At 61.2% G+C, this 25,668-nt stretch carries 25 protein-coding genes and 1 pseudogene; 17 read left to right on the top strand and 9 right to left on the bottom strand.

Going from position 1 to position 25,668, the window contains the following annotated elements; all coding sequences use genetic code 11:
- The first annotated feature begins 42 nt into the window (after positions 1-42).
- From V7S54_RS30180 to V7S54_RS30135, 10 genes are all read left to right on the top strand, one after another.
- Entirely contained in the window at positions 43-1,089 is a 1,047-nt protein-coding gene (locus V7S54_RS30180) for an ABC transporter permease (protein ID WP_083203874.1), read from the top strand.
- 10 nt (positions 1,090-1,099) lie between these two features.
- On the top strand, positions 1,100-2,098 hold the full coding sequence (locus V7S54_RS30175; RefSeq protein WP_336409656.1) for an ABC transporter permease: 999 nt from the start codon (positions 1,100-1,102) through the stop codon (positions 2,096-2,098).
- Between the two features lie 9 nt (positions 2,099-2,107).
- A complete protein-coding gene (locus V7S54_RS30170) occupies positions 2,108-2,932 on the top strand; it encodes an ATP-binding cassette domain-containing protein (protein WP_336409655.1) in 825 nt (274 codons plus the stop codon).
- Between the two features lie 99 nt (positions 2,933-3,031).
- Positions 3,032-3,937, top strand: a complete 906-nt coding sequence (locus tag V7S54_RS30165) for a sugar phosphate isomerase/epimerase family protein (RefSeq protein WP_065377278.1) — start codon at positions 3,032-3,034, stop codon at positions 3,935-3,937.
- Positions 3,934-4,959, top strand: coding sequence for a Gfo/Idh/MocA family oxidoreductase (locus tag V7S54_RS30160; RefSeq protein ID WP_336409654.1), 1,026 nt, complete (start codon positions 3,934-3,936; stop codon positions 4,957-4,959). Before V7S54_RS30165 ends, V7S54_RS30160 begins: the two co-directional genes overlap by 4 nt.
- 30 nt (positions 4,960-4,989) lie before the next feature.
- Positions 4,990-6,162: a Gfo/Idh/MocA family protein gene (locus tag V7S54_RS30155; protein WP_065377280.1), complete on the top strand. Its 1,173-nt coding sequence runs from the start codon at positions 4,990-4,992 to the stop codon at positions 6,160-6,162.
- Positions 6,163-6,219: 57 nt separating this feature from the next.
- Entirely contained in the window at positions 6,220-7,161 is a 942-nt protein-coding gene (locus tag V7S54_RS30150) for a sugar phosphate isomerase/epimerase family protein (protein ID WP_336409653.1), read from the top strand.
- A 47-nt stretch (positions 7,162-7,208) separates the two neighbouring features.
- Entirely contained in the window at positions 7,209-8,138 is a 930-nt protein-coding gene (locus V7S54_RS30145) for a TIM barrel protein (RefSeq protein WP_336409652.1), read from the top strand.
- Positions 8,139-8,209: 71 nt separating this feature from the next.
- Entirely contained in the window at positions 8,210-9,022 is an 813-nt protein-coding gene (locus V7S54_RS30140) for a TIM barrel protein (RefSeq protein WP_336409651.1), read from the top strand.
- Positions 9,023-9,157: 135 nt separating this feature from the next.
- Positions 9,158-9,439 carry a MurR/RpiR family transcriptional regulator gene (locus tag V7S54_RS30135; protein WP_065377283.1) on the top strand — a complete coding sequence of 94 codons (282 nt, stop codon included), beginning with the start codon at positions 9,158-9,160 and terminating at the stop codon, positions 9,437-9,439.
- A gap of 564 nt (positions 9,440-10,003) precedes the next feature.
- On the opposite strand, the gene V7S54_RS30130 is transcribed toward V7S54_RS30135, so the two are convergent.
- Complete coding sequence (locus V7S54_RS30130) at positions 10,004-10,600, bottom strand: TetR/AcrR family transcriptional regulator (RefSeq protein ID WP_065377302.1); 597 nt, start codon at positions 10,598-10,600, stop codon at positions 10,004-10,006.
- Positions 10,601-10,701: 101 nt separating this feature from the next.
- On the opposite strand from V7S54_RS30130, the gene V7S54_RS30125 reads away from it, so the two are divergent.
- The 3 genes from V7S54_RS30125 (at position 10,702) to V7S54_RS30115 (ending at position 15,186) form a co-directional block, all read left to right on the top strand.
- On the top strand, positions 10,702-11,388 hold the full coding sequence (locus tag V7S54_RS30125; RefSeq protein WP_336409650.1) for a PspA/IM30 family protein: 687 nt from the start codon (positions 10,702-10,704) through the stop codon (positions 11,386-11,388).
- Between the two features lie 28 nt (positions 11,389-11,416).
- Positions 11,417-11,695 carry a YiaA/YiaB family inner membrane protein gene (locus V7S54_RS30120; protein ID WP_065377285.1) on the top strand — a complete coding sequence of 93 codons (279 nt, stop codon included), beginning with the start codon at positions 11,417-11,419 and terminating at the stop codon, positions 11,693-11,695.
- 92 nt (positions 11,696-11,787) lie between these two features.
- Entirely contained in the window at positions 11,788-15,186 is a 3,399-nt protein-coding gene (locus V7S54_RS30115; protein WP_336409649.1) for an acyl-[ACP]--phospholipid O-acyltransferase, read from the top strand.
- Between the two features lie 23 nt (positions 15,187-15,209).
- Here the strand turns inward: V7S54_RS30115 and V7S54_RS30110 are convergent, their stop codons facing one another.
- The 6 genes from V7S54_RS30110 to V7S54_RS30085 all read right to left on the bottom strand — a co-directional run bounded on the left by V7S54_RS30110 (position 15,210) and on the right by V7S54_RS30085 (position 21,546).
- The gene (locus tag V7S54_RS30110) at positions 15,210-16,229 is read right to left on the bottom strand and encodes a hypothetical protein (RefSeq protein WP_336409648.1); all 1,020 of its coding nucleotides are present in this window, start codon (positions 16,227-16,229) and stop codon (positions 15,210-15,212) included.
- On the bottom strand, positions 16,226-17,332 hold the full coding sequence (locus V7S54_RS30105) for a GNAT family N-acetyltransferase (RefSeq protein WP_336409647.1): 1,107 nt from the start codon (positions 17,330-17,332) through the stop codon (positions 16,226-16,228). Before V7S54_RS30105 ends, V7S54_RS30110 begins: the two co-directional genes overlap by 4 nt.
- A complete protein-coding gene (locus V7S54_RS30100; protein WP_336409646.1) occupies positions 17,325-18,524 on the bottom strand; it encodes a hypothetical protein in 1,200 nt (399 codons plus the stop codon). Before V7S54_RS30100 ends, V7S54_RS30105 begins: the two co-directional genes overlap by 8 nt.
- A complete protein-coding gene (locus tag V7S54_RS30095; protein WP_065377290.1) occupies positions 18,521-19,408 on the bottom strand; it encodes a HesA/MoeB/ThiF family protein in 888 nt (295 codons plus the stop codon). Before V7S54_RS30095 ends, V7S54_RS30100 begins: the two co-directional genes overlap by 4 nt.
- On the bottom strand, positions 19,405-20,352 hold the full coding sequence (locus V7S54_RS30090; RefSeq protein WP_141679596.1) for a hypothetical protein: 948 nt from the start codon (positions 20,350-20,352) through the stop codon (positions 19,405-19,407). The genes V7S54_RS30095 and V7S54_RS30090 overlap by 4 nt, the downstream gene beginning before the upstream one ends.
- 294 nt (positions 20,353-20,646) lie before the next feature.
- A complete protein-coding gene (locus tag V7S54_RS30085; protein WP_065377291.1) occupies positions 20,647-21,546 on the bottom strand; it encodes a LysR family transcriptional regulator in 900 nt (299 codons plus the stop codon).
- Between the two features lie 118 nt (positions 21,547-21,664).
- Between V7S54_RS30085 and V7S54_RS30080 the strand changes: the two genes are divergently transcribed.
- The 4 genes from V7S54_RS30080 to V7S54_RS30065 all read left to right on the top strand — a co-directional run bounded on the left by V7S54_RS30080 (position 21,665) and on the right by V7S54_RS30065 (position 25,015).
- A complete protein-coding gene (locus V7S54_RS30080) occupies positions 21,665-22,597 on the top strand; it encodes a VOC family protein (protein ID WP_065377292.1) in 933 nt (310 codons plus the stop codon).
- A 147-nt stretch (positions 22,598-22,744) separates the two neighbouring features.
- The gene (locus tag V7S54_RS30075) at positions 22,745-23,032 is read left to right on the top strand and encodes a XapX domain-containing protein (protein WP_065377293.1); all 288 of its coding nucleotides are present in this window, start codon (positions 22,745-22,747) and stop codon (positions 23,030-23,032) included.
- A 210-nt stretch (positions 23,033-23,242) separates the two neighbouring features.
- Positions 23,243-24,346 (top strand): NADH:flavin oxidoreductase/NADH oxidase, encoded by a 1,104-nt coding sequence (locus V7S54_RS30070; protein ID WP_065377294.1) that lies wholly within the window; start codon positions 23,243-23,245, stop codon positions 24,344-24,346.
- Between the two features lie 378 nt (positions 24,347-24,724).
- Entirely contained in the window at positions 24,725-25,015 is a 291-nt protein-coding gene (locus V7S54_RS30065; protein ID WP_065377295.1) for a GNAT family N-acetyltransferase, read from the top strand.
- Positions 25,016-25,031: 16 nt separating this feature from the next.
- Here the strand turns inward: V7S54_RS30065 and V7S54_RS30060 are convergent, their stop codons facing one another.
- Positions 25,032-25,430, bottom strand: a complete 399-nt coding sequence (locus V7S54_RS30060) for a DoxX family protein (protein ID WP_065377296.1) — start codon at positions 25,428-25,430, stop codon at positions 25,032-25,034.
- Positions 25,431-25,563: 133 nt separating this feature from the next.
- A pseudogene (locus V7S54_RS30055) lies at positions 25,564-25,668 on the bottom strand (hydrolase); the annotation flags it as partial.

Genomic DNA, 25,668 nt, shown 5'->3' with positions numbered 1-25,668 from the left:
TGCCGTACCTTACCGGTCACTCGGCTTCGTTGGTGGTATCAAATGAACACGACCAATAGTGTCCATGCCTCTTTGGCTCCTTCAGGTGGCCAAAATATCAAAGCGACCGTCGGTCAGCTTTCGCGTCGCCCCGAAGCGGGGTCGCTTCTGGGCCTGATTGCAGTATTTGCCTTCTTTGCCATGCTGGGAGGTCAGGCATTTCTGTCTGCCGCCGGTAGTGCGAGCTGGCTCAACGTCGCGGCCGAGATCGGCATCGTTGCGCTTCCGGTTGGCCTCCTGATGATCGCGGGGGAAATGGATCTGTCGATCGGCGCCGTCATCCCGGCGTCATCGCTGACGGTTGCCATTGCCATTGGTCACTACGGCCTTCCCGAGATCGTGGGGATTTCGGCCGGCCTGTGTGTGGGACTGCTTGTCGGGTTCTTCAATGGTTACGTGGTCAACAAAACCGCAGTGCCATCCTTGATCGTCACCATCGGCACCATGTTTGGTGTCATGGGCCTGACCCTGGGCTTCACCGTCCTCATCGCCGGCAGTACCGGCGTGTCGCTGGTACCAAGCGCAACCGCCAAGGCGATGCTCGGCGACTTCATCGGCGGCATGTTCCAAGTGACGATCTTCTGGTGGATCCTGTTCGTGGCGGCGTTTTTCTATCTGCTGCACATCTCGCCCGTCGGCAATTGGATCTTTGCCTTGGGTGGCGACAAGGTATCGGCGCGCAATGCCGGCATCCCTACGGCCCGATTGACCACCGCACTTTACATGCTGTCGGGCTTCTGCGCCGCTTTCGTCGGCGTCAGCCAGGTGCTCGTCTACCAAAGTGCGCAGGTTCTCGCGGGACAATCGTTCATCTTCAACTCGATCATGTGCGTCGTCATTGGCGGAGTGCTTCTGACCGGAGGTGCGGGGTCGGTGGTTGGCATTGTCTTGGGTACGCTGACCTTCGCGATTGTGAACCAGGGCATCTATTTCACCGGGATCGATCCGAACCTTGGCAGCGTCATCATCGGCGCGCTGCTGCTGCTCGCGGTGATGATGAACGACAAGTTCAGACTGCTGGCGATGTCCTACGCATCGAAGAAGAAGTGAGGACGGGAAAATGTACAGTCTTTCGATCGGACAATTTGTACGCCGCCCGGAGTTCGGCGCCGTATTGAGTTTCTTCGCGGTGATCACCTTCTACGTCGCGTTCGGGGGCGTGAGCCTCGGCGCGCTATTCGGCGCGGCAAGTTGGGTCAACTTCGCCGCCAACCTCGGAATTGTCGCACTTCCCGTCGGCCTTTTGATGATCGCTGGCGAGCTGGACATCTCGATTGGCGCGATGATCCCGGCGGGTTCGATGTCGATCGCCATTCTGTCGGGTTACTACGAGTTGCCCATCGCGGTAGGCATGGCAGGCGCGCTGGCCTTCGGCGTCCTGGTCGGGCTCGTCAACGGTTTCCTGGCCGTGCGCACCAGCGTGCCCTCGCTGATTATCACGCTCGGCACATTGGTTGCCGTGCAGGGTCTCGTTCTTGCAGGATCCGTTATTCTCACGGGCGGCGCCTCGGTTCCACTCGAGGCGCCGGGTTGGGCCAAGATGATTTTCGGTCAGCTCATTCTCGGCAAATTCCAGGTGATCATCCTATGGTGGTTCGCGTTGACGCTTGTTTTCGGGTTCGTGGTTCATGCGACGCGTTACGGAAACTGGATCTTTGCGATGGGAGGCGATGAAACCAGCGCGCGCAATGCTGGAATCCCGACCAACAGGCTGAAGATCGCGCTCTTCGTCCTGTCGAGCACGGCCGCGACCTTCGTCGGCATGTGCGGAGCGATCCTGTTCAATTCGGCGCAGGTGTCAGGCGGCATGAACTACATCTTCAACACGATCGTTTCGATCGTCGTGGGAGGTGTGCTGCTCACCGGCGGCTTCGGTTCTATCGCCGGTATCTTCCTGGGGGCGCTGACCTTCGCCGTCGTCAACCAGGGCATCTATTTCACCGATATCGACCGCAATTGGTCCAATCTCATCATTGGTGTGATGCTCATGGCCGCCGTCCTGATGAACAACACCTTCCGGCAGATGGCGCTCAGCGTCGTGTCGAAGAAAAAGAAGTGAGCGTTCAACATGTCTGACAATATTGCGATCCTCGAACTTCGAAATGTCGACAAGAGCTTCGGCCCGATCGACGTGCTGCACGACATCTCGCTGAAGGTGCGCGCCGGCGAAGTGCTCTGCCTGCTCGGCGACAATGGTGCCGGAAAATCGACGCTCATCAAGACGCTGGCTGGCGTGCACAAGCCGACGCGCGGCAGCATTCTCATGGATGGTCAGCCGGTCGAATTCAGCGGGCCGCGCGATGCCCAGGAAAAGGGCATCTCGACCGTGCATCAGTTCGGTGGAACCTTTCCGCTGATGTCGATCGGTCGCTCCTTCTTCGTCGGCGTCGAGCCCACAAAGGGATGGGGGCCGTTCCAGATCTATGACCGGAGGAAGGCCAACGAGATTGCCGTCAAGGCGGTGCAGGACTTCGGCATCACCCGAATTGACGACGGCGATCGTCTGGTTGGCGGCCTCTCCGGCGGAGAACGTCAATCACTTGCGATTGCTCGCGCCGTGCATTTCGGTGCTCGTGTTCTGATCCTGGACGAACCGACCGCGGCACTCGGCGTGAAACAGGCAGCCCATGTGTTGCGGATCGTGAACGAAGCGAAGCGGCGGGGCCTGGCGGTCGTCTTCATTACCCATCAGGTCATGCATGCGATGGCCGTGGGGGATCACTTCGCAGTGCTCATCCGCGGAGCAATCGCGGCAGATTTCCGCAGGGGTGAGAAAACCCGGGAGGAGATCACCGACTTGATGGCGGGCGGAGAAACCATGGCTGGCCTGGAGGCACAAATTGAAAGCTACATGGATTCGCACGCCGGGCAGCCGCCGCCTCCCGCCGAATAACCACTGACGGCATCACAAACGCAATAACGCAAATCCCCGGGCTTCGAAGGCGACCGCCGTCGAAGAAGGAGGAAGTGCGTCCAGAATCTGGAGGTCAAAATGAAAATTGCACTCGACCCGTTCATGCATCGGCATCTCTCGCTTGAGGAGTTGCCTATGAAGGTCAAGGAACTCGGCTACGATTGGATCGAGCTTTCGCCACGCGGCGACTTTCTCGAATGGTTCAAGGCACCGCGTGTATTCCCGGACAGGGTGAAGTCGTTCAAGAAGGCGCTTTCCGATGCGAATGTCGGCATCGCCTCGCTGCTGCCGATGTACCGTTGGGCCTCGAACGATGAGGCCGAACGCCAGGCTGCGGTGAAGCACTGGAAGCGTGCGATCGAGATCTGTGTCGAACTTGGCGTCGACACCATGAACTCCGAATTTGGCCGCGGCCCGCATCCCGACAAGGGCTCTTGCTACTGCTGCCACACGGGCTCGATGATCGAGGCTTGCGAGGACGCCTGGTGGCGGTCGATGGAAGAGCTTGTGCCGGTCTTTGAACGCGAAGGCATCATGCTTCACGTCGAGCCGCATCCCGAGGACTGGTGCGAAACGCTGCAGCCTGCGCTCGACATCATCCGCACGGTCAATTCGAAGAACGTCAAGTTCCTCTACTGCGCGCCGCACACCTTCTATTTCGGTGACGACACCAAGGCCATGCTGCGCGAGGCAGCCGACGTGCTGGCCCATGTCCACGTCGGAGATACCTTCAACCACAAGGCCTCGTCAGGCCTGCGCTACATCCTCAACCCGCCGGGCACACAGGCAAGGGTGCATCAGCACCTCAACATCGGGCAGGGAGAGGTTCCATGGGACGACTTCTTCGCGACGCTGGCCGAGGTCGGCTTTGACGGCATCATGACCGCTTGCGTCTTTGCCTGGGAAGACAAGGCGGATCATTCCGGCAAGTTCATGCGCTCCGAGATGCAGCGCTACATCGACAAGTACTGGGGGGCGAAATGACCCTCAAAGTCGGTGTCATAGGCACGGGAATGATCGGCCAGGATCATCTCCGCCGCCTGACCACGGTGCTTTCCGACGTCGATGTTGTGGCGGTAAGCGACATCGATGCTGCTCGTGCGGAAGCGGTCGCGCCGGAAGGTGCGACGGTGTTTGCGACGGCGGGCGAACTCATCCGCTCAAGCACGGTCGAGGCTGTGGTCATCTGCTCGTGGGGACCGGCGCACGAGGAACAGCTTCTCGGCTGCATCGCTGCCGGCAAGCCCGTCTTTTGCGAGAAGCCGCTCGTCACATCCGCAGCGGCCGCCTTGAAGGTGATGGAAGCGGAAGTGGCCTTCGGAAGGCGCCTGGTACAGGTTGGCTTTATGCGCCGCTTCGATGCCGACTACCGTCGGCTGAAGGCGACGCTGGATACGGGCACGTTCGGCACTCCATTGATGTTTCATTCGGTGCACCGCAACGCTGCTGTGCCCGAAGGGCTCTACACGTCGGAGATGCCGCTTAACGATACGCTCGTCCATGATGCCGATATCTCGCGGTGGCTCCTGACCGACGAAATTGTGGGTGTCGAGGTGCGGGTGCCACGCCGCTCACGCCGGGGGAAGGACCTTAGAGACCCGGTGCTGGTGCTGTTGCACATGGCGTCTGGCGCGTTGGTCGACGTCGAGATCTCGGTGAACATTGCCTACGGCTATGACATTCGCGGCGAGGTGAGCTGCGAGACGGGTGTGGCCGCCTTGCCGAACCGCCCGTCGACCCTGATTTCAGACTTGAACGGGATCCGTCAGGCAATCCCTGCCGATTGGCGCGAGCGTTTCATCGAGGCATATGATCAGGAATTCCGGGAGTGGATTGTGGCTGCCTCGAACGGCACCGCAACCGGTCCATCCACTTGGGACGGCTACGCTGCCACGCTTGTGGCCGATGCGGCCCTGCGCGCCGTGGCCAGCGCCAGCTTTGAACAAATCGACATGATAGCGAAACCAGGTCTTTACGGACCTCCGACCGCAATGGCGGCGGAGTGAGCCGGCGACCACTTCAGGAAAGATGATTGGATGATCAACGGAGAAAGAACCATTACCCGCCCCCTGCGCTGGGGGATGGTTGGCGGTGGGCGAACCGGTCAGGTGGGCTACAAGCATCGCACAGGGGCCTTGCGTGATGGTACCTACAGGCTTGTGTGCGGCGCCTTCGATCTCGACGCGGAGCGTGGCCGTGATTTTGGAACGAGGCTCGGCGTCGACGCGGAGCGATGCTATGCGGACTACAAGGAACTGATCGCCAAGGAAGCGAAGCGGTCTGACGGTGTCGAGGTCGTGTCGATCGCGACGCCCAACTTCACCCATTATGAGATCACCAAGGCGTGCCTGGAGGCGGGCCTCCATGTGATCTGCGAAAAGCCGCTGTTTTTCACCGTCGCCGAGTGCGAGGAAATCGAAAAGCTCGCCGCGGAAAAAGGCCTGATCGTTGGTGTGACTTACGGATTCACGGGCCACCCGCTCGTTCACCAGATGGCGGCCATGGTCAAGAAGGGCCTGCTCGGCGACATCCGTATCATCGACATGCAATATACCCATGGCTTCAACGCCGGCGACGACGTCGGCGCTGGCGAGGCCGTCAAATGGCGGACGAACCCCAGGACTGCTGGACCGACCTTCGTTCTCGGCGATATCGGCACGCACCTCTACTACCTCTCGGAGGTCGTGCTGCCGCACCTGAAGATCGAAAAGCTACTCTGCGACCGCAAGGCCTTCATCCCCACCCGTGCGCCGCTCGAAGACCACGCGACCGTACTCATGCACTACGACAACGGTGCCCGTGGCCGCCTTTGGGTGTCGTCGGTCAACGCCGGCAACATGGGCTCGCAACGTTATCGCTTCGTGGGTTCCAAGGCCTCGATCGAATGGTCCGATGCCCATCCCGACCAGCTGATCTACGAAATCCAGGGTGAACCGAACCGCACCTTGCACCACGGCATGCCATATCTCGAAGAGGAAAGCTTGGCTGTCGACCGAATGGGTGCTCTGCATACCGAGGGCCTCGGCGACAGCTGGGCGAACATCTACCTCTGGATCGCCCAGGCGATCGACGCGAAGCATCGCGGCGATGAGGCGTTTCTCAAGAACCATCACTACCCGGGCATCAAGGCCGGCACCGAAGGCGTGCGCTGGCTCGAGAACTGCGTTCGCTCGGCGGATGCTGGATCCGCTTGGGTTGATTTTCACTAAGTTCCTCCCGGCCTGGGGCGCTGTCAGGCGCCCCCTCTTTTTCTGAAGGACAGGAAGATGAAACTATCAATCTGCACCGATGTAATGGGCGATCTCTCTTTCATCGACATGCTCGACAAGTGCGTCAAGCTCGGCGTCGAGGGTATCGAGATGACTGGCGGCGGTTGGTCGCGGGCGCCCCATTTCCGCGCCGGCGAGTTGCTCGAGGACAAGGGCTTGCGCAGGTCCAAGCTCAAAGAAATTGAAGCGCGCGGCCTCCAGATTGCCGCGCTCAATTGCTCCGCCAATCCGCTTGACCCGAGCGAAATGGGCAAGCTCCATCGCAAGGAGATGGAGGACACGATCCGCCTCGCCGGTGAAATCGGCATCAAGACCATCGTGACGATGTCTGGCCTTCCCGAAGCGGCACCCGGTGACATGGTCCCGAACTGGCTGGTCTACACCAAGAGCTGGCCGGATGAGATGCCGGAACGCGACCGGTACCAGTGGGAAGATCGCGCCTTCCCCCTCTGGCATGATCTGGTGAGGCTCGCCAAGGAGGTCGGTGTCGAGAAGTACGCGCTTGAGAACTTCTCGGCCATGCTCGTGTGGAACCCCGAGACCTTGTTTCGGCTGCGCAACGAAGTGGGCCCGACGGTCGGCATGAATCTCGACCCCTCGCATCTGATGTGGATGGGCGCTGATCCGATCGCTTCCGCTCGCGCGCTGGGTCCTGCAATCCATCACTGCCACGGCAAGGATACCCGTATCGAGCGTGGCCTCGCGGACGTGAACGGTCTTCTCGAACTGAAGGACGTCACCGACGTCGCTAACCGCAGCTGGAACTATGTTGCTGTCGGCGCGGGTCGCGATCTGCAGTGGTGGAAGGAGTTCTTCTCGGTGGTCCGCATGGTTGGCTATAACGGCTGGGTGAGCCTCGAGATGGAAGATTTCACCATGTCGACGGAAGCCGGCATCCAGTCCTCCATCGACGCATTACAAGCAACGATCAGCCGATAGTCGCCGCTCCGGCCGCGTGTCGCGGCCCGGCTTTTCGCGAGGACGAGATGACCAATCCAATTACAATCACCACGGCGCCCTGTTGCTGGGGCGTCGATGATGTGAAAAATCCCCATCTGCCCGATTGGGAAAAGGTTCTGGTGGAGGCGAAAACCGCTGGCTTCGGCGGGTTGGAGCTCGGCCCCTATGGCTACCTGCCACTCGATCTCGAGCTCGTAACTGAAGCGCTCGATCGGCACCATCTGAAGATCGTCGCGGGTACGATCTTTGACGATCTGGTCTCTCCGGAGAAACGAGACAACCTCCTGCGTCAGACTGACGAGATCTGCACACTGATCACGCGACTGCCCAAACCTGAAACCCATGCGGGTCAGCGATACTCTGCACCCTACCTGACCGTGATGGACTGGGGGCATGACGAGCGCGACTGTGCCGCTGGCCATACAGACCTCGCTCCGCGCCTCAACGAGAACGCCTGGAATGGAATGGTCGACAATATCCGCGCCATAGCGGCACTTGCGCGCGACAAATACGGCGTGCGCGTCACTATCCATCCCCACGCGGGCGGCTACATCGAGTTTGCCGATGAATTGGAGCGGATCGTGGCTGACATCCCTGCCGACCTTGCGGGCCTCTGCCTTGACACCGGGCACCTCACCTATTCCGCCATGGACCCCGTTTCCACCTTGCGGAGGTACTGGGATCGCGTCGATTACCTTCACTTCAAGGACATCGACGCCAAGGTTTACCGGGCTGTGATGAACGAGCGCATTCGCTTCTTCGACGCCTGCGCCAAGGGCGTCATGTGCCCGATCGGGCGCGGTTCTATCGACTATCCGGCTATCCGAACGCTTCTGAGTGAACTTGGCTACGGCGGCTACATCACCATCGAACAGGAGCGTGATCCGCGCAACACCGGCGGCATCCTGAACGACCTGGCCGCCAGCCGCGCGTTCCTGGCGCAAACTGGTTTCTAACACAGCGAAAGTCCGGGTCGGCGAGTTCAGCCCAACACAAGAGTTCAACGGATCAGGGAACGAGAGGTAAGATGATACGCCGGGCACTCAATCAGAAGACTGCCTCAAGCCTTTCCTACGAGTGTTTTCTCGACATGGCGAAGGATCTTGGCTGCGTGGGCGTCGAGGCCCGCAACGATCTGGGGCGCCCCTTCTTCGACGGGTTTGCACCGGCTGTGGCCGGTGATATGGCGCGCGCAAGAGGGCTGCAGCTTCTCGGCTTGAGCGAGGTCTATCCGTTCAACGATTGGTCTGACGCGCGTGCGACTTGCGTTCAGGATCTCATCGACACCGCGGAGAAAAGTGGCGCGCAGACGATCAGCCTCATTCCAAGAGTTGACGGAGTAGGAACTGAAAACGGAGTGCGTCAATCGGTGCTCCGGCAAGTCATGCGTGAAATTCTTCCAATGTTGCAAGGGCGTCGAGTCCTCGCTCTGATTGAGCCGATCGGGTTCTCCGCTTCGTCGCTCAAGAACAAGGCCGAACTCGTGGAAGCGATTGAGGCGGTCGGCGGTCCCGGCAAATTCAAAATGGTGCACGACACATTCCAGCACGCGATCGCCGGTGGCGGGCCAATTTTCCCCGACTATACGGCCCTGGTACACATCTCAGGGATTTCGGATCCCACATCGCCGCTTGACGAGCGCCTCGATGCGCACCGCGTGCTCGTCGACGACCAGGATCGCGGTGGTACGTGTCGGCAGATCAATGCGTTTCTGGAGGCAGGATATGGCGGCGCGTTCTCTTTCGAGTGCACCGATCCGCTCGTTCGAGAAAGCCCCCGGCTGGCAGCGGAAATCGCGCGCTCATTTGAGTTCATCGACTCCTATGCGGCTCGTATGTGAAGGAGCGGGTAGGCGGTGGTGGGCACGGCGCAACTCGCTTCTTAGCAGTTCGTCGCGGGGGCGCCCGTGTCGTTGAGATAGCGGGTCGCAGTGGATCGGCCGCGCGGTGGCGGTGGTAGGCAATGGAGAAGCGGCATGAAAACGAATGAGGCAACAAGACGCCCTGGTGATGTGACCGAGCTTAGGGCTATGTTCGCATCCAAGGATGTTACGCTTCCAAAACAGCTTGAACGGGTCGCCCGGATGGCACTGGCAAAGCCTGATCTCGTCGCTTTCGGCAGCGCCCGTTCAGTCGCAACCGCTTGTTCGGTTTCACCGACGACGGTTACACGCCTTGCGACTGTCCTCGGCTTCGACAATTTTCGCGATCTCAAAACGTTCTTTCGACAGCATCTAAGGAGCGTATCGCCCATCTAGGGCAAGGCGTTCTCTGTTTAGCGACACTAGCGGATTTGCAAGGACCATACACCTTGTTAAGGCCTGGGAGCGAGATCGCGAATAACGCTTTGGAACCGTCGTGGTACCGCTCGCCGAGGTCTCGTCCGGCGCGATGAAGGAGAGGTGAGGATTTCGCCCGTTCCGTGATTCCTCCTGAATTGTTCAGATGGATGGCTTGTAGCAGAATGCGCCGGTATTGCAGCCGGTGAGTCGATCGATGGTGGTTCCGAGTCAAACGAACGACGCAGCAGTTCGATCTGTTCGTCGCGAACGATGCGACAAATCAGAAGGCGGTTGGTTCGCCAGCGAAGCGACGTCCTCCAGCCGCGCTCAGCGAAGAGGATATGGTGCGCGTGCTTCGTGAAACCGGGCGCTACCGCATCCTGAAAAACCTTGAACCGCGTCCAGTCACGACGTCGCCGCCCCCGGGTTTCCGTTAAACCTAAGAGCTCATTAGCCTCGTCACCCCCTGACGGCGGCGAACGGCTGTTATTTCACCTGGATCAAGCCCCGGGCTGAATACCGTGGTCAACTATGAACACGTCAGCTCCGGCTCCTGGCAAGAATTCCTGCGAGCACTGTAATCTCGCGTTCGAGCACCTCGGGGGTTATGCCGACGAACCGTCCTTCTAGGCTGAGAGAGATCACGCCATGAACGGCCGCGAAGAACGTCCGGGCACGAATTGCCACATCTTGGCGAGAAGCATCAGGCATATGCCGCGCGAGTGGTGCTGCGATGAGCCCGATCAGGAAGGCGTGTTCGGCAAGGTGCCACTCCGGAACGGAAACGCCCTCCGGCATCCTATGTTCGAAAAGCGCGGACCACAGGTTTCGCTCTGATAGCGCGAAGCGCAGGTATGCCAGAGACAGGCTGAGGAAAGTCTCCTCAATGGCCGCTGACGGCGAAATCGCGGCGTTGAGAGTGTTCTCCAACTGTTTCAGCGTCCCCGAGTTGACGCGGAGAATCAGCCCGTCGAGATCATCGAAGACCGTGTAAAGACCGCCGAGCGCCGCGCCGGCGCGTTCGGCAATGTCCCGAGCGCGCAGGTTTTTCAGCCCCTGTTCGCGAATGAGCTCCGTGCAGGCGACAATCAGCCTTGCCTTCAGGTCTTCCTTCTTCGTCTGACGTTGTCCGACCACCATTAACCTCATTTTTGAACGTTGTTCATTTTATAACTTGAACATCGTTCATCTTTGTGAGAAAAGATTATTGAACATTGTTCATACATGGAGGTGAGGAAATGTTCAAACAAATCGTAACGCTGATACGAGGTCGCGCCCACGAGGCGGAGGAGGCCTTCGGCGATCGGCATGCGCTACCGATTCTTGCCCAGCAGATCCGTGACACCGCGCGCGGCGTCGAAAGCGCACGTCGGGCGGTCGCTCTGGCGATCGCGCAAAATCGCCTGGAAAAGGAAAATGCCGAGAGGCTCTCCGCCCGCATCGATGATCTCGAAACGCGCGCTATCGCAGCGCTTGAAAAGGGGCGGGAGGATCTGGCTACCGAGGCTGCAGCCTCGATCGCTCGGCTCGAAACCGAACTGCAGAACGCACGTCAGGTTCAGGCGGAGTTTACAGATGGAATAGATCGGTTGAGGCAAGCGGTGCGGCAGAGCGAAACGCGCCTGGCTGCGCTGCGTCGCGGCGAGCGCCTGGCCGAGGCACGTGACCGGACGCGGCGCCTTTCCCGTGACGTGCCTGGCAACGATCTAGCTACGCTCAGCGATGCCGAGGCAACACTTGCGCGGCTCGAAACGCGCCAGCGCGAGGCTGAGTTGACGGCCGAAGCGCTGATTGAGCTGGAAGAGCGGCCCGATCCGACCGCGCTTGCAGAGAAACTGGCCGCGGCCGGTTGCGGGCGCCCGCTCGTGACGAGCGCTGAAGACGTGCTCGAGCGCCTGCGTGCCAAGGCAAACCCTACTCTTTGAACCCACTATCTCTCAAAGGAAAACGACGATGAACGACAGCCTGATGAAACACTCCTCTGCCTGGACCTCCTTCTCCTATGTGAGCTTCGGCGTGGCCGCCTTCATGGTGGTGATCGGCCTTTACATGATGCCGATCGATCTTTGGGGAAAAGGGTATCTCGCCATGGGCATCCTGATGCTCCTGCAGACGGCGGTAAACGTCACCAAGACGCTGCGCGACAACCTGGAAGCCGAAAAGCTCATCCGCAGGATCGATGATGCAAAGACCGAGAAGCTGCTGCTCGGCATCAAGGCCGATGACGTTTAATCGATCGTTAGCGCTGTCGCCACAAAGCACAACCTGTGAACGAGAGTGAAACGACTTTCATCTAGAACGCTCAAAAAAAGGGGAGACGTTCCGTGAAAAACAATCTCATGACTTCTCGGCGGTTTGCGCCACTCTTCTGGACGCAGTTCCTGTCGGCGTTCAACGATAATTTCCTCAAGAACACGCTCGTCTTCCTCATCCTCGCCACCGTGGCGGCAAATGACGCCGGATCACTCGTTACGCTGGCCGGCGCCGTCTTCATGGCGCCGTTCCTGCTCTTTTCCGCACTCGGTGGCCAAATTGCCGACAAGTTCGACAAGGCGGTCGTCGCTGAGAGACTGAAGCGTTGGGAGCTCGCTGCCGCGGCCGTTGCGGTCCTCGGTATTGCATTCTCCTCCATCGCCGTGCTGCTGGTTGCGCTCTTCCTGTTCGGCGCCATCTCCGCGCTCTTCGGGCCCGTCAAATACGGCATCCTGCCCGACCACCTGGAGCGCAAGGAGCTGCCGCGCGCCAACGCCTGGATCGAAGGGGCGACGTTCATCGCCATCCTCAGCGGCACTGTCGTCGCGGGGCTTGCCGCAGCCGATGGCGTCGACCCCTGGCTGTTTGGTCCCATGATGCTCGGCCTTGCACTCGCCTGCTGGCTTTCGAGCCGCTACATTCCCCGCCTTGGCGCCAAGGCTCCGGACATCGTCGTCGATCGCAACGTCCTGCGCGCCACCGGCCGGCTCGTTGCTTCGCTGCGCGGCGATCGGCGGCTCTGGCGCACGGCGCTGATGGCCGCCTGGTTCTGGCTGGCGGGCGCTATCGTGCTGTCGCTGCTGCCACCCATGGTGAAGATCTATCTTGGCGGCGACGAGACTGCGATCACCGCCTATCTCGCCGTTTTCGCCGTAGCGGTCGGCGTTGGCTCGGCGATCGCCGCCTGGATGTCCGCAGGACGTATCGTGCTCCTGCCGGCGCCCGTCGGTACCCTGATCATGGCGCTCTTCGGCCTCGATCTCGCCTGGTGCGTGGGGCATGCCGGCGCGGTTGCTCCGACCGAGACGCTCTCTGCTTTCTTCGACGGTCCCTATACGGTGCGGATCGCCATCGATCTTGCCGGCATGGCAATTGCCGGCGCCTTCCTGGCCGTACCCACACTCGCGGCCCTTCAGGCCTGGGCGCAAGAGGACCAGCGATCGCGCGTCATCGGTGCGTCGAACGTGCTGTCCGCAGCCTTCATCACCGCCGGTGGCGGCCTTGTCGCCGTCTTGCAGGCGTCCGGCGTGTCGACATCAGTACTTTTCGCCGGCCTTGCACTCGCCAATGCCGTGGCGGCCTGGGTCATGCTGCGCACGCTGCCGACCAATGCTTTCCGTGATTTCGTCTCCATCCTCTTCCGCGCCTTCCTGCGGCTGGAAGTGGAAGGCCTCGACAACCTGAAAAAGGCGGGTCGCGCGCCGATCATCGCGCTCAACCATGTTTCCTTTCTTGATGGCGCGCTGGCGCTGGCGCTCACCGACGAGGAACCGACCTTCGCTGTCGACTACACGATCGCTAAGGCCTGGTGGGTGAAGCCGTTCCTCAAGATGTGCAATTTCCTGCCGCTCGATCCCTCAAAGCCGATGGCAACACGCACGCTCATCAAGACGGTCAACAATGGCGAACCGCTCGTGATCTTCCCCGAGGGCCGCATCACGGTCACCGGCGCGCTGATGAAGGTCTATGACGGCGCCGCGATGGTGGCCGACAAGACCGGCTCCATGGTCGTGCCGGTCCGTATCGACGGGCTGGAGAAGAGCTACTTCTCGCGCCTCAGTTCCTTGCACGTTCGCCGCCGCCTGTTTCCGAAGGTGAAGGTCACCATTCTGGAGCCCGTTCGCCTCTCTGTTCCGGAAGAGCTGAAAGGTCGCAAGCGCCGCATGGCCGCGGGTGCGGCTCTCTACCAGGTCATGTCGATGCTGATGTTCCGCACCACGGATACCAACACCACCGTGCTGGAAAAGGTGATCAAGACGGCCAAGGAGCGTGGGTTCAACCGGCTCGCTGTGCAGGACCCCGTTACCGGTTCCCTGTCCTATGGCAAGCTGCTGACGGGTGCGGCCGTGCTTGGCGCGAAGTTCAAGGCGCTCTTCCCGGACGAAAAGGCGCTTGGCGTTCTCCTGCCCAACGCCAACGGTGCGGTCGCAACCATCCTTGGCGTAATGTCTGCAGGCAAGGTGCCGGCAATGCTGAACTTCACGGCGGGCGCGGCCAACATCATTTCGGCGTGCAAGGCCGCGGAGGTCCGCTACGTGCTGACGTCGCGTGCCTTCGTTACCCAAGCGAAACTTGGCCCCGTCGTCGAGGAGTTGTCGAAGACGGTGGAAATCGTCTGGCTCGATGATCTGCGCCAGACGATCGGCCTTGCCGACAAGCTGCGAGGTCTCCTGCAAAAGGCGCGGCCGCTTGTCCGACGCACGGCCGACGAACCGGCCGTCATTCTCTACACCTCCGGCTCGGAGGGAACGCCGAAGGGCGTCGTGCTGACACACCGAAACATCCTCTCCAATGCGGCTCAAGCCGCGTCCCGCATCGATTTCCACTCGGGCGACAAGGTGTTCAACATCCTGCCGGTGTTCCATTCCTTCGGGCTCACCGCTGGTACTGTGCTGCCACTCATCTCCGGCGTGCCCGTTTATTTCTATCCGTCGCCGCTGCACTACCGGATCATCCCGGAACTGATCTACGCTTCCAACGCAACGATCATCTTCGGCACCGACACCTTCCTGAACGGTTATGCGCGGACGGCCCATCCCTATGACTTCCGCTCGATCCGCTACTGCTTCGCCGGCGCCGAGCCGGTCAGGGCCGCAACCCGAGCGCTCTACATGGAGAAGTTCGGTGTCCGCATCCTCGAGGGTTACGGCGTGACCGAGGCCGCGCCAGTGATCGCGCTGAACACGCCGATGTTCAACAAAGCCGGCAGCGTCGGCAAGATCATGCCGGGCATGGAGTACAGGCTCGAAGCCGTGCCCGGCGTCCTGGAGGGCGGACGGCTGTTCATCCGCGGCGCAAACGTCATGGCCGGATATCTCCGCGTCGAAGCTCCCGGCGTGATCGAGCTGACGCCGGACGGCTGGCATGACACCGGTGATATCGTCACCGTCGACGAGGATGGTTTCATCGTCATCCGGGGTCGCGCCAAACGGTTTGCCAAGATCGGCGGCGAGATGGTTTCGCTCGGCGCCGTGGAGGCGCTGGCAGGAGAATTGTGGCCGGGTCATCTGACGGTCGTCGTGTCGCTGCCTGATGCCAAAAAGGGCGAGCGCCTGGTCATGCTCACCGATGCTCCGGGTGCGACACGTGCCGCATTCCTTCGCTTCGCCAAGGAAAAGGGGGCGATGGACATGATGGTTCCCGCGGATGTGAGGGTGGGCGCCGTGCCTGTGCTTGGAACTGGAAAGGTGGACTTCGTCAGTGCTCAGAGACTTCTCGCCGAGACTGCAAGGACCGTGGACGCTGCCTGAGATAGAAAACCGGAAAGCCGACCTCAGGCCGGCTTTCCATCCAGCACGAGATCCCGTGCCGGAAGGCGAAATTTCGGAACGGTGGACGGCGCTGGGCCCACACGCAGCACATTGATCAGCCGGTGGCCGGGCGGCAATGGGAAGCGCTGCTGCAGCGCCTCTGCAGCTTCGGGCAGATCGGCCAGCACCGCCATAGGCCAACCTGCGAAGCCGAGACGCGTGAACCCCAGCCAGAAACGATAGAAGGCTTGTCCGGAGACGATTGGGCTCTCGCCTTCCGGCCGATGGAACAGGAGGCAAGCCGCAGCGGTCATCGTCTTTCCCGCTTCGGCAACGAGAGTTCTGCCGAGGCCCAGCCGGTCGGCAATGTCGAAAATCGGTGAAGCGAGCACATGCTCCGCCAGCGCGCCCTCCAGCCGCCCCATCTGAAGCGCGGCAAGATTGAGCCCGTCCAAGGCATAGGTCGGATGGGTGGGAGAAAGCCGCATCCACGCCACGAGTTCATCGCGGAACGCGCGCTCGCGCATGATCGACAGGCTTGCGCGGTCGTTAACCGCTGCGAAGAAGGCGAGATCCTCGTGGCCGCTGGCGAGTTTTACATCGTCCGACTCAGCCACCCAGTGCTCAAGCCTGGTGATCTCTTCCGGCGCCGCGGGCAAAAAGCGAGCACGCCATGTAAAGCGCCTGGTGATCCAGCCGGCAAGTTCGTGCGGCTTTGTGTCGCCCGCAAGGGTCAGTCGCGCGGCCAATCGGTAGCCGGGCCTCCAGTCGAGGATGTTGTCGGCCCAGAGATCTTCGATGGCCACACCGATCCCGCCCGCGGCGAGCGCCATCACCATGCCCTCAAGCGCCGCTCCACAGGAAAGCCCCATATCGCGACCGGTCGGATCGCCGATGCCGAGGTGCCGGGAGAGGTCGGCAGCAAGCAGAATGCATCCGTCTTCGTCCAGCATCCAGCGGGCCGGCTGGGTATTGTGGACGGAGGGAGCGAGATTGGCCTCCTCCGCCAGATCGGCGAGCGTGGCGACGTCGATGCGGCTCATAATGTCTTTCCGAAGAGATGCAGACGATGCAGAGGCCTTGCGCCGGCTTTTTCCGCCTGCCTCAGGCTCGCCGCATTGACGTCCGCGATCCAGGTGCCGCCGGCAGTCTCGTAGCCGGCGCGGCGCATTTCTTTGAGCACATGGGCGAGCAGGAGTGGATTGAGACCACGTCCCTGATGCTCCGGTTTCACGCCCTGGAATATGACCACGGCGCGCCGGCGCTGGAGGCGGTGCTTGAGCAGATGCCAGGGCGCGCTCAACCTCAGTCGCGAGCCCATCGCCTTCAGCATCGGGTTGACGTCGGGAACGGCGATCACCGCGCTGGCTGGCGTGCCGTCTTTCTCGGCAACCGCCGAGATGCGTGGATCCATGATCCACTTCATTTCCTTGGCCTGAAATTCGTATTCCGCGCGGCTGACGGGCACGAACATCGGATTGTCGGCAAAACTCTCGTTGAGGATCAGCCGGGAGTCTTCCAGCCTCCGTTCGAGCGTTGCTCGCCGGATCGGTGAAAAGCGGAAGCCGTCGTCGAAAAGCGCACGCATCTGTGCGCTGGCGAGCAGGCCATCGATAGCCACGGTGCGGACGTCGATTTCGAAGGTGGTCATCGGGAAGCAGGGGGCGTATCCCCGTTTTTCCAGCAGGCGGGGCAGATGCGGTGGCCCCCAGACCTGATCCGTATAGGGCGCATTTTCGAAACCGCCGGTCATGATGCCGACCTGCTGCATGGCAGTCAGGTTGAAGTTTCCGAGGATTTCCCCAAAACCCTTCGCGCGCGCCCAATCCTCTGCCCGCTCCAACAGGGCGGCGGCGACGCGCTCGTCGTCGGCACAGTCGAAGTAACCGAAATAGCCGCGATCAAGGCCAAACTTCGCGTTCGATGCGCGGTGCACGTGGGCTGTTATGCGCCCGCGCACGGCGCCGTCTTCATGGGCCGTGAAGATGGCGAAGTCTTCTGCCGTGTCGAAGAGAGGGTTCTTTTCAGCTGAAAGGAAGCGCTTGAGGTCGCTGAGCATCGGCGAGACGTAGGGCGCGCGTGCACCGTAGATCTGAAAGGGTGCGGTGAAGAAGGCGTCGATATCCCCGTCGCGGATCTCAATCATGGAGCGGGTTCCTCTCGGAGATCAGCATGGCCATGCGCTGGACGACCTTCAACTCCGTCTCGGCGCCCGGTGTGGCGGTGACGGAGGGCATATTGAGCGCAATCAGCCGGAACGGCCGGTTCGACACCAGCATGACATGGGTCGCCTCGTATTTTTCGAGCAGCCAGGCAAGCTGCTCGGCGTCCACTTGGGAAAGGCTGCCCGTTTCGGCAGCGCGCATCAACGGCCGCCCAGCAAAGAGCGCCTTGATCACCGGCAAGTCGAGGTCGGAAAGTTCATTCTCGCCAAGCAGAAGTGCGCCATCCACCAACGGATGGTTCTGTAATTCCTTGAGGAAGCCGAGCGTGTCGTCGATGCGGTCCTCGGCCAGATGCCGGATCAAGCTCTGGCGCCTTTGCTCCGTGCGCAGGCTGAGGCTGTCTTTCCAGATCACGCCAAGCAAGGCGGCGCTGAGAATGACGCTGGCCGCCCGCACCAGCGCCGCGGGTTCGAGCTCGTTTTCGAAGCCGATGACAAGCGCTGCAAGCAGGGCAACCGAAAGCAGGATGGCGAAGGAGACGACCGTGTCACGATGCATGACCGCGCGCTGGCCAAGGCTGATCAGCAGCCAGCACAGGAACAGGATCGCGACCCCGCCGAGCCGCACCGGCTGGTCGATGTAGGCCGAGCGGAAATCGGTGACGAGGAGCGGCAGGATCAGAAGCAGCGAGAGGGCCACGCGGTCAACCGCCTGGTTCTCCGCCTTCGACAGGCTCGCCCGGTCGCGCGTTACCGTCATATGCCCGGCGAGAGCGAAGGTGACCAACTGATAGAGGAACAGCAGCGTGACACGCCACGGCTCGGCGATCGATGCGGGAAGGAACGCGAGCGCAATGAAGGCGGCCGCACCCCCGGCTGCGATCCATTTCGTCGTCCTCGGTGCATGGCGGCGCAACAGGCCCTCGGCGAGGAGAACTGTCGAGAGCGGAACGAGGCCCGCAGTTATGATCGTTGCGGCTTTGAAGATGAAGAGGTCCGTCCACCAGGCGAGCACCCGGCTCGCCATCAATGCCGCCAGCACCTGCAATCCAAAGAGGAAGCGGCGGTTCAGCGGGCTTTCCGTATCGAAGCTACGGATGGTGCCGATCAGCACAAGGAGGCCGCCAAGTGCTGCCAGCGAAACGAAACTATCGGCAACGAGCGGCGTGTTCATGGCGCTGCCGGAGCCGCAAGGCGCTTGAGGTAGCGACGTACCAGTGGACGCAGCAACGCCGCGACGATCGCATTGCGGGGCCGTTCGATGCGCCCGGCGTGGAGGTTGAAGAACCAGCCGCGGCAATCGGCGGACTGTGGACGACCGAGGACCACGTGGATCGCCTCGTAGGCCATCAATGTGCCGGTGGAGATCACCATTGGCGCGAAGGACATGCGACTGCGGGTGCCGGCAATCACTTCGCCGGCGAGCGAAAGATCGACATGGTGGCGTGACGACGAATGGACCATCACGTATTCCGCCTCGCGCAGGAAAGCTTCCGCACGCTGGTCGGCCGTAAGCGCGTTCCAGGCGGTTCCGGCGGTCGGATAGCCGAGCCGCTCTTCCGGCATCGGATCTTGCGGTCGCGTCACGTAGACGGAGGGCAAGGGAGACGCATAGGCGTCGATCACCGTCCGGCCGAGGTTTCGCGAGACGCGATAGAGCAGGAGGCTGGCGCCGAGATCGTCCGTCCCGTTGATGACGACGTCCGCGTCGGCAATGAGCGTCTCGGCATAATCGGTCCAATCCGGGCCGAAGACGGTCACGTCCAAGTCGGGATTGATCTTTAGGCAGAGGTCTCGGGTCGCTTCCGCCTTGGGCGTGCCAATAGTGTCAGCAAAACAGAAGACCTGGCGATTGAGGTTCGACAGCTCGAAGCGGTCGATATCGGCGAGGATGAGACGACCGATGCCGGCCCGCGCCAGCGCCTGGATGCAGGCGCCGCCCATGCCGCCGGTTCCGCAGACGAAGACGGTCGCCAGTCTCAAGCGTCGTTGCTCCGCCTCTGTGACGAAGCCGATGTTGCGCGTGGTGAAGGCCTCATAGGAGAAGACGCGGCTCATTGGTTTGAAGGCCTCAATATGCCCCACTGCCGACGGCTGTCCGCCCAATGCAAAACCGGCAGAGCCAGCCTTTGGACGAGGATGACGAAACTTGCGACGGCAAGACGACCGAGCGCGTTGCGCGGCACGCTTTCCATGAGGTAACGCTGCGCCGCGTTGAGGTCGAGCTGTCCGATTTGAAGCAGATCGTCGCCGCGATCGTAGTCGAGTTCGGCGGCGCAGAAGTCGTTGTACTCAGCCTTGCGGTGCTTCGGCGCCGCCTCGAAGGTCTTTTTCAGGTTGTCGGAACCGCCCGTATAGGCGTTGGTGATCACGAAGCGATCGCCGTCGAAACCGGCATCAGGACCAACGCCGAAGACATGACGATGGGAGCCCATGATCGCCGTGGCGATCAGTTGCTGATGCAACGATCGGCGCGCGCCGCGCGTGGGCGCAGGGAAGACGCCGCTGAAGGTCTCGGCGACCATACCGGCAACGGCCGGGACCTGGGTGACATTTGAAATCCAGAGCGGACGAAGCTGGTTGCGCAGGAAAAGAAGAAAGCAGGTGAGGCCGTAGAGCACCCAGGAAAGCCCCTGGCTGCGAACTGCGGGATCGATCATCACCAGCCCCAGGTGGAGAACGTCGACGGGTTTGCCGGAGAGAGAGACCTGGATGACCGGCAAGGCGTTGAAGGCGACCGGCTCACCGTCGGAAACCCGATAGACGACCGTCACGATCGTCCGGGCCAGGGCGTCTTCACGCTCGGAGAAGACGCCGTAGTCCAGCTCTCCATCGGCAACCGATCGCTGCGCGACCTTGCGCAGATCGTGCCGCAGTCTGGCGACTTCCCGCTCGCTCATCCACAGCCCGGGAGCTTCCACGATCCGCGCGCGGAAATCTGGTGAAGTCTTGAATGAGAGGTCGAGGCGCTTCTTCAGCACGACCGATATCAGATTGTACAATGGCCCGGCCCGGCAGCTTCAATTCTAGAATGGAGGTTTGTGCAAGCTTGGGTCGCATCTTCGCGGGAGAGAGCAAACATTTGGTTTAATTTTGGGCTGAGAGCAAGCGCCAGCGTTTTGGTGTCAGGCAATAATGGCGTGGCTGCCCTTGCCGGCGCCCTTTTTCTCACAAGAAGCGCAGATCGTCATAAGACAAGCGCCGTGCGTTCAAGTGAACGCACAAAAGTACGCTCCAGTACTTTGATTCTAGAGCATCTTTGCGCTTCGAGCGATTCCGCTTAGGAGCGCGATGCTCTAGTCGAGCATGACCATATGAGCGGTCAGTTGTTCCTCGAAGAATTTCGAGAACGTCGCGATGCGGGGCGGTAGGGCCTGGTAGGGCGGGTAGTAGAGTGTCAACCAAAGGTCCGGTGGCGACCAGCCACGCAGGACGTGGACGAGCCGGCCGCTGCGAATATGCTCGGCGATATCGAAGCCCGGCAGCATCGCCACGCCCGCGCCGTCTGCGGCCATGTTGGCAAGGACCTCGCCGTTGTTGGCGCTGAATGCCCTTCCGGCGACGATGGTGATGCTCGAGCCTCCGTCCGAAAGCAGCCAGTTCTCACGTCGGCTTTCGCCGCTATAGGCGAGACAATCGTCCGGAGTCAGTTCACTCGGGTGTTCCATCTCAGCGAACCGACTGCCTGGCGCGGCCACCAGAATCCTCGGCACCACCTTGATCTTGCGCCATATCGTAAACTTGTCCGAAGGGGCCGACGAAATGCGGATCGCGAGATCGTAGTCGTCATCTACGATGTCTATCAAACCGTCCGACAGCGAGATCTCGAAGCACATCTTCGGGTAGAGCTCCCGGAAGCCGGAAAGGATCGGCGGCAGCACCGTCTTGCCGAGCCAAGTCGGCGCGCTGATCCTTAAGCGTCCCTGGTCAGCCTTGTGGGCGTTCTTGACATCGCGCCGCGCGTTTTCGAGCGCCTCGACCGCCGGTTGAATCTGGGCGGCAAAGACGGCGCCGTCCGTCGTCAGCGATACCTGGCGGGTCGTGCGAACAAACAACTGGACGCCGAGATCATCTTCAAGCGCGGCAATGGCCCGCGTGACCGCAGCGGGGGTCATATCGAGCTCGCGGGCAACCTGAGCGAAGTTGCGCTTCTCGGCGGCCATCAGGAAGATTTTCAGGGCTTTGTGATCGTTCATCTCTATTGTTTCAAAAATCGCAACTCACTCGAAAGAAATATTGCAATTCTGCGACGTAATCAACCCGAGTACATCTCTTCGCATCGACGAATACCCTCAACGAAGAAAGGCACGGGCCATGATCAAGGATATCAAGGGACTGCATCACGTCACCTCCATGGCGTCGGATGCGCAGCAGAACAACAGATTTTTCACCGACACGCTTGGCCTTCGCCGCGTGAAGAAGACGGTCAATTTCGATGATCCGAGTGTGTATCACCTTTATTATGGCGATGAGAACGGTACGCCAGGTACTGTCATGACGTACTTTCCGTTCCCGCACATGATGATCGGGCGGCCGGGCGTCGGCGAAGTCGGCGAAACCCAGTTCTCCATTCCAAAGGGGGCGCTGGCCTTCTGGAAAGACCGTCTTATTGCGCAAGGTGTGGGTGGTATTCAAACCGACACGGTCTTTGGCGCCAATCGCCTGCGTTTCACGGGCCCCGATGGTGACGGCCTGGCCCTGGTCGAAGCGGCCGACGACGTCCGCGCTCCCTGGCTTGCTGAGGGCATTTCCGAAGCCAACGCCATCCGCGGCTTCAGCGGCGCGCGCTTCAACCTCCACGACACGGCGGCGACTGAAGAACTCCTCCGTTTCATGGGCTATGAGCGTTCTGAAATCGAAGGGGACGTCACGCGGTTCATCATTCCCGGCGGCAACGGTGCAGACACGATCGACCTGGCGGCGCTCCCGAAGACACCGTTTGCCCGCCAGGGGGCAGGTTCGGTCCATCACATCGCCTTCGCGGTCGAGAACCGCGAAAAGCAGCTCGAAGTGCGCAAGGCACTGATGGACACCGGCTACCAGATAACCCCCGTCATCGATCGCGACTATTTCTGGGCGATCTACTTCCGGACACCGGGCGGGATTCTGTTCGAGATCGCAACGAACGAACCCGGCTTCGATCGCGACGAGGATACCGCTCATCTCGGCGAGGCGCTGAAGCTGCCGAACCGATACGAGCCTTTCCGCAACAAGATCGAGGCAAATCTGGTTCCGCTTGCTGCATAGGACCGGCGCCTGATCGGTGCCATTCGCAAGCAGCGCGTCCACCGTGGAAAACGCATCGGCCCGAACCCCGGCCAGCGACGCGATAGGCAAAGCCACTCTGGGTCAAACCGCTCGGAGTGGCAGCTAAACCAATCAAGGATCACCGTCATGAAACTCTATCTCCTGTCACTCGGCGCCGGACTCCTCGTCGGCATTGTCTACAGCCTCCTCAATGTCCGCTCGCCGGCACCGCCGGTTATCGCCCTGGTCGGTCTTCTTGGAATTCTCGTCGGCGAACAGATCGTTCCTTTTGCCAAAACTCTGTGGGGCAAGGAGCCGGCGGTGATTTCCTGGATCAACCAGATCAAGCCCCACATGTTCGGTCACATGCCGAAGGGAGAAAACCGGAGCGATGTCGCCGCAGCCCAGCAGGTTCGGATCAAGTCTGATAGCTGAGCCCGCGCCGAGAGCCTTTCCGCGTCCGGCACGGCAAGATCGTCGAACACAGGGATCCGATCGAGGCCATTCCTGCCCAATCGAAATGGCAGAGCCGGAACGGCAAGTTCTGAAGCCCCTTCGACTCCGAGAGATTGCAACCTCGCTGCCAAACGGCGAAACATTGGCAGGGCCGATCCGACTGGCCCTGTCGACCTCTGGAGAACGATCATGAGCGGAACCAGGCTTTTCTCGCCCTTAGAAATGGGATCGCTTAATCTGCGAAACCGCATCGTCATCGCGCCAATGTGCCAATATTCGGCCACGGACGGGCAGATGACTGACTGGCATCTTATCCATCTCGGTAATCTGGCCCTGTCGGGTGCGGCTGTGCTCACCATCGAGGCGACCGCAGTCCTGCCGGAGGGCCGTATTTCCTATGGCGATGTCGGGCTTTATTCCGATGCCTGCGAGCGCGCGATGGGCCGCGTTCTGGACGGGGTGCGACGGTGGTCCGACATGCCCATCGCCATCCAGCTCGGTCATGCCGGACGGAAAGCTTCCAGCGAAGTCCCATGGAAAGGCGGGCGCCAGATCAACCCGAAGGACGAAGGCGGCTGGAAAACCGTCGCACCGAGCCCTGTCCCTTTCCACGATGACTATGACCATCCGGTGGCACTCGATCGCGCCGGCCTTGCGCAGGTCCGCTCGGCCTTCGCCGATGCCACAAGGCGCGCCGCCGCTCTCGGGCTGGACGCTGTCCAGATTCATGGAGCCCACGGCTATCTCCTGCATCAGTTCCTGTCGCTCCTCTCCAACCGCCGCACGGACGACTATGGCGGAACGCTGGAAAACCGCATGCGCTTCCCCCTTGAAGTCTTCGAGGCCGTTCGCGCGGCATTTCCGGCGGACCGGCCGGTGACGATGCGGGTCTCGGCGACCGACTGGGCGCAGAACGGCTGGGATCTCGAGCAAACCATCACCTTTTGCCAGGCGCTTGAAGCGCGTGGCTGCTCGGCCATTCATGTCTCGTCGGGCGGCCTTGCGTCCCACCAGAAAATTGCGATCGGCCCGAGCTATCAGGTACCCTTTGCGCGCGCCGTCAAAGAGAATGTGGCGATACCGGTCATCGCCGTTGGCCTCATTACCGAGTTCGAACAGGCCGAAGCAATCCTGACGACGGGCGATGCCGACCTCATCGCGATTGCCCGCGCCATTCTCTACGACCCCCGCTGGCCCTGGCATGCCGCCGCGCATTTCGGCGAGCGGGTGTGGGCGCCCGATCAGTATCTGCGGTCGCAACCCCGACAGCTCCGTCATCTCTTCGACCGCTAGGCAGACGTAGGGGTCGGCCCGCCCGCCACACCGACTTCGGATCGCGCCCTGGTTCTTTCCGACGCTGACCGCAACGCAGAAAGAAGACCGTCTCCTGCGGCAGGAGACGGTCTCAGCGGGCCGGGGCGGCCCGAGGCTTCGGGGAGGGGATACCGAAGCCGGGACTGGAAGATGCTGTCTGCCCTCTGAAGCGAGGCGATGGTTGAAAGGTAGACCTGCGCGGTGTGCCACGTAACTACACTTAGGTATCGGTGCGCCTGGACAAGAAGCTTGATTTGTCCGGCGAAAACGGCAGGAGCGCAAACGGATCGTCGCCTCCTATCCATCAGTTTCTGCAACAGGCCGTTTGAAGCCCGGCCGGAGAAGGGAAAGCGTCCCATGAACCAATCCGAAAACAATGTGGTTATCGAGCGCCCGGAGTTGCGCCGCTTCGAACTGGCGGTCGACGGGCGCATCGCCGCCGTCTACTACCGTCAGGAGGATGGGCGTCTAGTGTTGATCCATACGGAGGTTCCTGAGGAATTGTCCGGCCGCGGGATCGGGTCGCGGCTGGTGACCGGCGTTTTCGACCTTGTGAGAGCGAGCAATCGGAAGGTCGTCATCCGTTGCCCCTTCGTGGCCGCCTGGTACGCCCGCCATCTGGACTATGGCGACGTCGTCGACGGTTGACCGGCGCGACCGACCGTCAAAGCTTGGCGTCACCGCGCGCCGCATCAAGACCGACGGGTCCGCCACCTGCGGCAGCGAGGTAGAGGAACACGAAACAGAAGATGATGGCGGCCGTACCGCCGTTCTGAGCCGGATAGAAGCCCTGCGGCGCATGGCGCAGAAAATAGGCCGACGCCATGACGCCGGACAGAATGAAGGCGGAAAGCCGGCTCTTGAAGCCGACCAACAGCGTGAAGCCGAGGACGAGTTCGAATAATCCGGCAATCCAGGGCAGGGAGCCGACGGGCGGTCCGCCGCCGTCACTTGCGGGAAAACCGACGACCTTCTGCGTTCCGTAGCTAAAGAGGACGAGGGCGGAGACGATGCGCAAAAGGCTGAGCAGATAAGGGGCCAGCTGGTTGGACAAAGTGTGCATGCATGTTTCCTTCGCAAGCGACCCGGCGAGGTCAATGTGGACGTGATCCGAAACATTCAAAATATCGACCGGCTTCGTGCAAAGCCGGTCGTATCGTGGGTCTGGGGTGTTGCGCGGTGGGCAAATCGCTCCTCTATTTCGCCGGGTTGGGGCCGATCGTCTTGCCGTGGCGGACGCGTTCGTCACCCTTGTGAACCATGGTGACGGCGTAATCGATGCCCATGCCGTAGGCGCCGGA

The organism is Ensifer sp. CCNWLY38, from assembly GCF_037120565.1.
In the GTDB taxonomy this organism is placed as follows: Bacteria; Pseudomonadota; Alphaproteobacteria; order Rhizobiales; family Rhizobiaceae; genus Ensifer; species Ensifer adhaerens_H.
The sequence above is the reverse complement of the archived record's forward strand: the minus strand, read 5'-3'. Positions and strand labels throughout refer to the sequence as shown.

Bases quoted from the DNA above. Each gene is read 5' to 3' on its own strand.
- V7S54_RS30105 (WP_336409647.1), bottom strand. From the start codon at position 17,332: ATGATTGAGATCCGCGACGGGGATATCGACGCCTTCTTCACCGCACCC.
- V7S54_RS30135 (WP_065377283.1), top strand. From the start codon at position 9,158: ATGAAAACGAATGAGGCAACAAGACGCCCTGGTGATGTGACCGAGCTT.
- V7S54_RS30065 (WP_065377295.1), top strand. From the start codon at position 24,725: ATGAACCAATCCGAAAACAATGTGGTTATCGAGCGCCCGGAGTTGCGC.
- V7S54_RS30180 (WP_083203874.1), top strand. From the start codon at position 43: ATGAACACGACCAATAGTGTCCATGCCTCTTTGGCTCCTTCAGGTGGC.
- V7S54_RS30120 (WP_065377285.1), top strand. From the start codon at position 11,417: ATGAACGACAGCCTGATGAAACACTCCTCTGCCTGGACCTCCTTCTCC.
- V7S54_RS30170 (WP_336409655.1), top strand. From the start codon at position 2,108: ATGTCTGACAATATTGCGATCCTCGAACTTCGAAATGTCGACAAGAGC.
- V7S54_RS30150 (WP_336409653.1), top strand. From the start codon at position 6,220: ATGAAACTATCAATCTGCACCGATGTAATGGGCGATCTCTCTTTCATC.
- V7S54_RS30100 (WP_336409646.1), bottom strand. From the start codon at position 18,524: ATGAACACGCCGCTCGTTGCCGATAGTTTCGTTTCGCTGGCAGCACTT.
- V7S54_RS30080 (WP_065377292.1), top strand. From the start codon at position 21,665: ATGATCAAGGATATCAAGGGACTGCATCACGTCACCTCCATGGCGTCG.
- V7S54_RS30145 (WP_336409652.1), top strand. From the start codon at position 7,209: ATGACCAATCCAATTACAATCACCACGGCGCCCTGTTGCTGGGGCGTC.
- V7S54_RS30140 (WP_336409651.1), top strand. From the start codon at position 8,210: ATGATACGCCGGGCACTCAATCAGAAGACTGCCTCAAGCCTTTCCTAC.
- V7S54_RS30060 (WP_065377296.1), bottom strand. From the start codon at position 25,430: ATGCACACTTTGTCCAACCAGCTGGCCCCTTATCTGCTCAGCCTTTTG.
- V7S54_RS30160 (WP_336409654.1), top strand. From the start codon at position 3,934: ATGACCCTCAAAGTCGGTGTCATAGGCACGGGAATGATCGGCCAGGAT.
- V7S54_RS30165 (WP_065377278.1), top strand. From the start codon at position 3,032: ATGAAAATTGCACTCGACCCGTTCATGCATCGGCATCTCTCGCTTGAG.
- V7S54_RS30095 (WP_065377290.1), bottom strand. From the start codon at position 19,408: ATGAGCCGCGTCTTCTCCTATGAGGCCTTCACCACGCGCAACATCGGC.
- V7S54_RS30175 (WP_336409656.1), top strand. From the start codon at position 1,100: ATGTACAGTCTTTCGATCGGACAATTTGTACGCCGCCCGGAGTTCGGC.
- V7S54_RS30110 (WP_336409648.1), bottom strand. From the start codon at position 16,229: ATGAGCCGCATCGACGTCGCCACGCTCGCCGATCTGGCGGAGGAGGCC.
- V7S54_RS30070 (WP_065377294.1), top strand. From the start codon at position 23,243: ATGAGCGGAACCAGGCTTTTCTCGCCCTTAGAAATGGGATCGCTTAAT.
- V7S54_RS30155 (WP_065377280.1), top strand. From the start codon at position 4,990: ATGATCAACGGAGAAAGAACCATTACCCGCCCCCTGCGCTGGGGGATG.
- V7S54_RS30085 (WP_065377291.1), bottom strand. From the start codon at position 21,546: ATGAACGATCACAAAGCCCTGAAAATCTTCCTGATGGCCGCCGAGAAG.
- V7S54_RS30075 (WP_065377293.1), top strand. From the start codon at position 22,745: ATGAAACTCTATCTCCTGTCACTCGGCGCCGGACTCCTCGTCGGCATT.
- V7S54_RS30125 (WP_336409650.1), top strand. From the start codon at position 10,702: ATGTTCAAACAAATCGTAACGCTGATACGAGGTCGCGCCCACGAGGCG.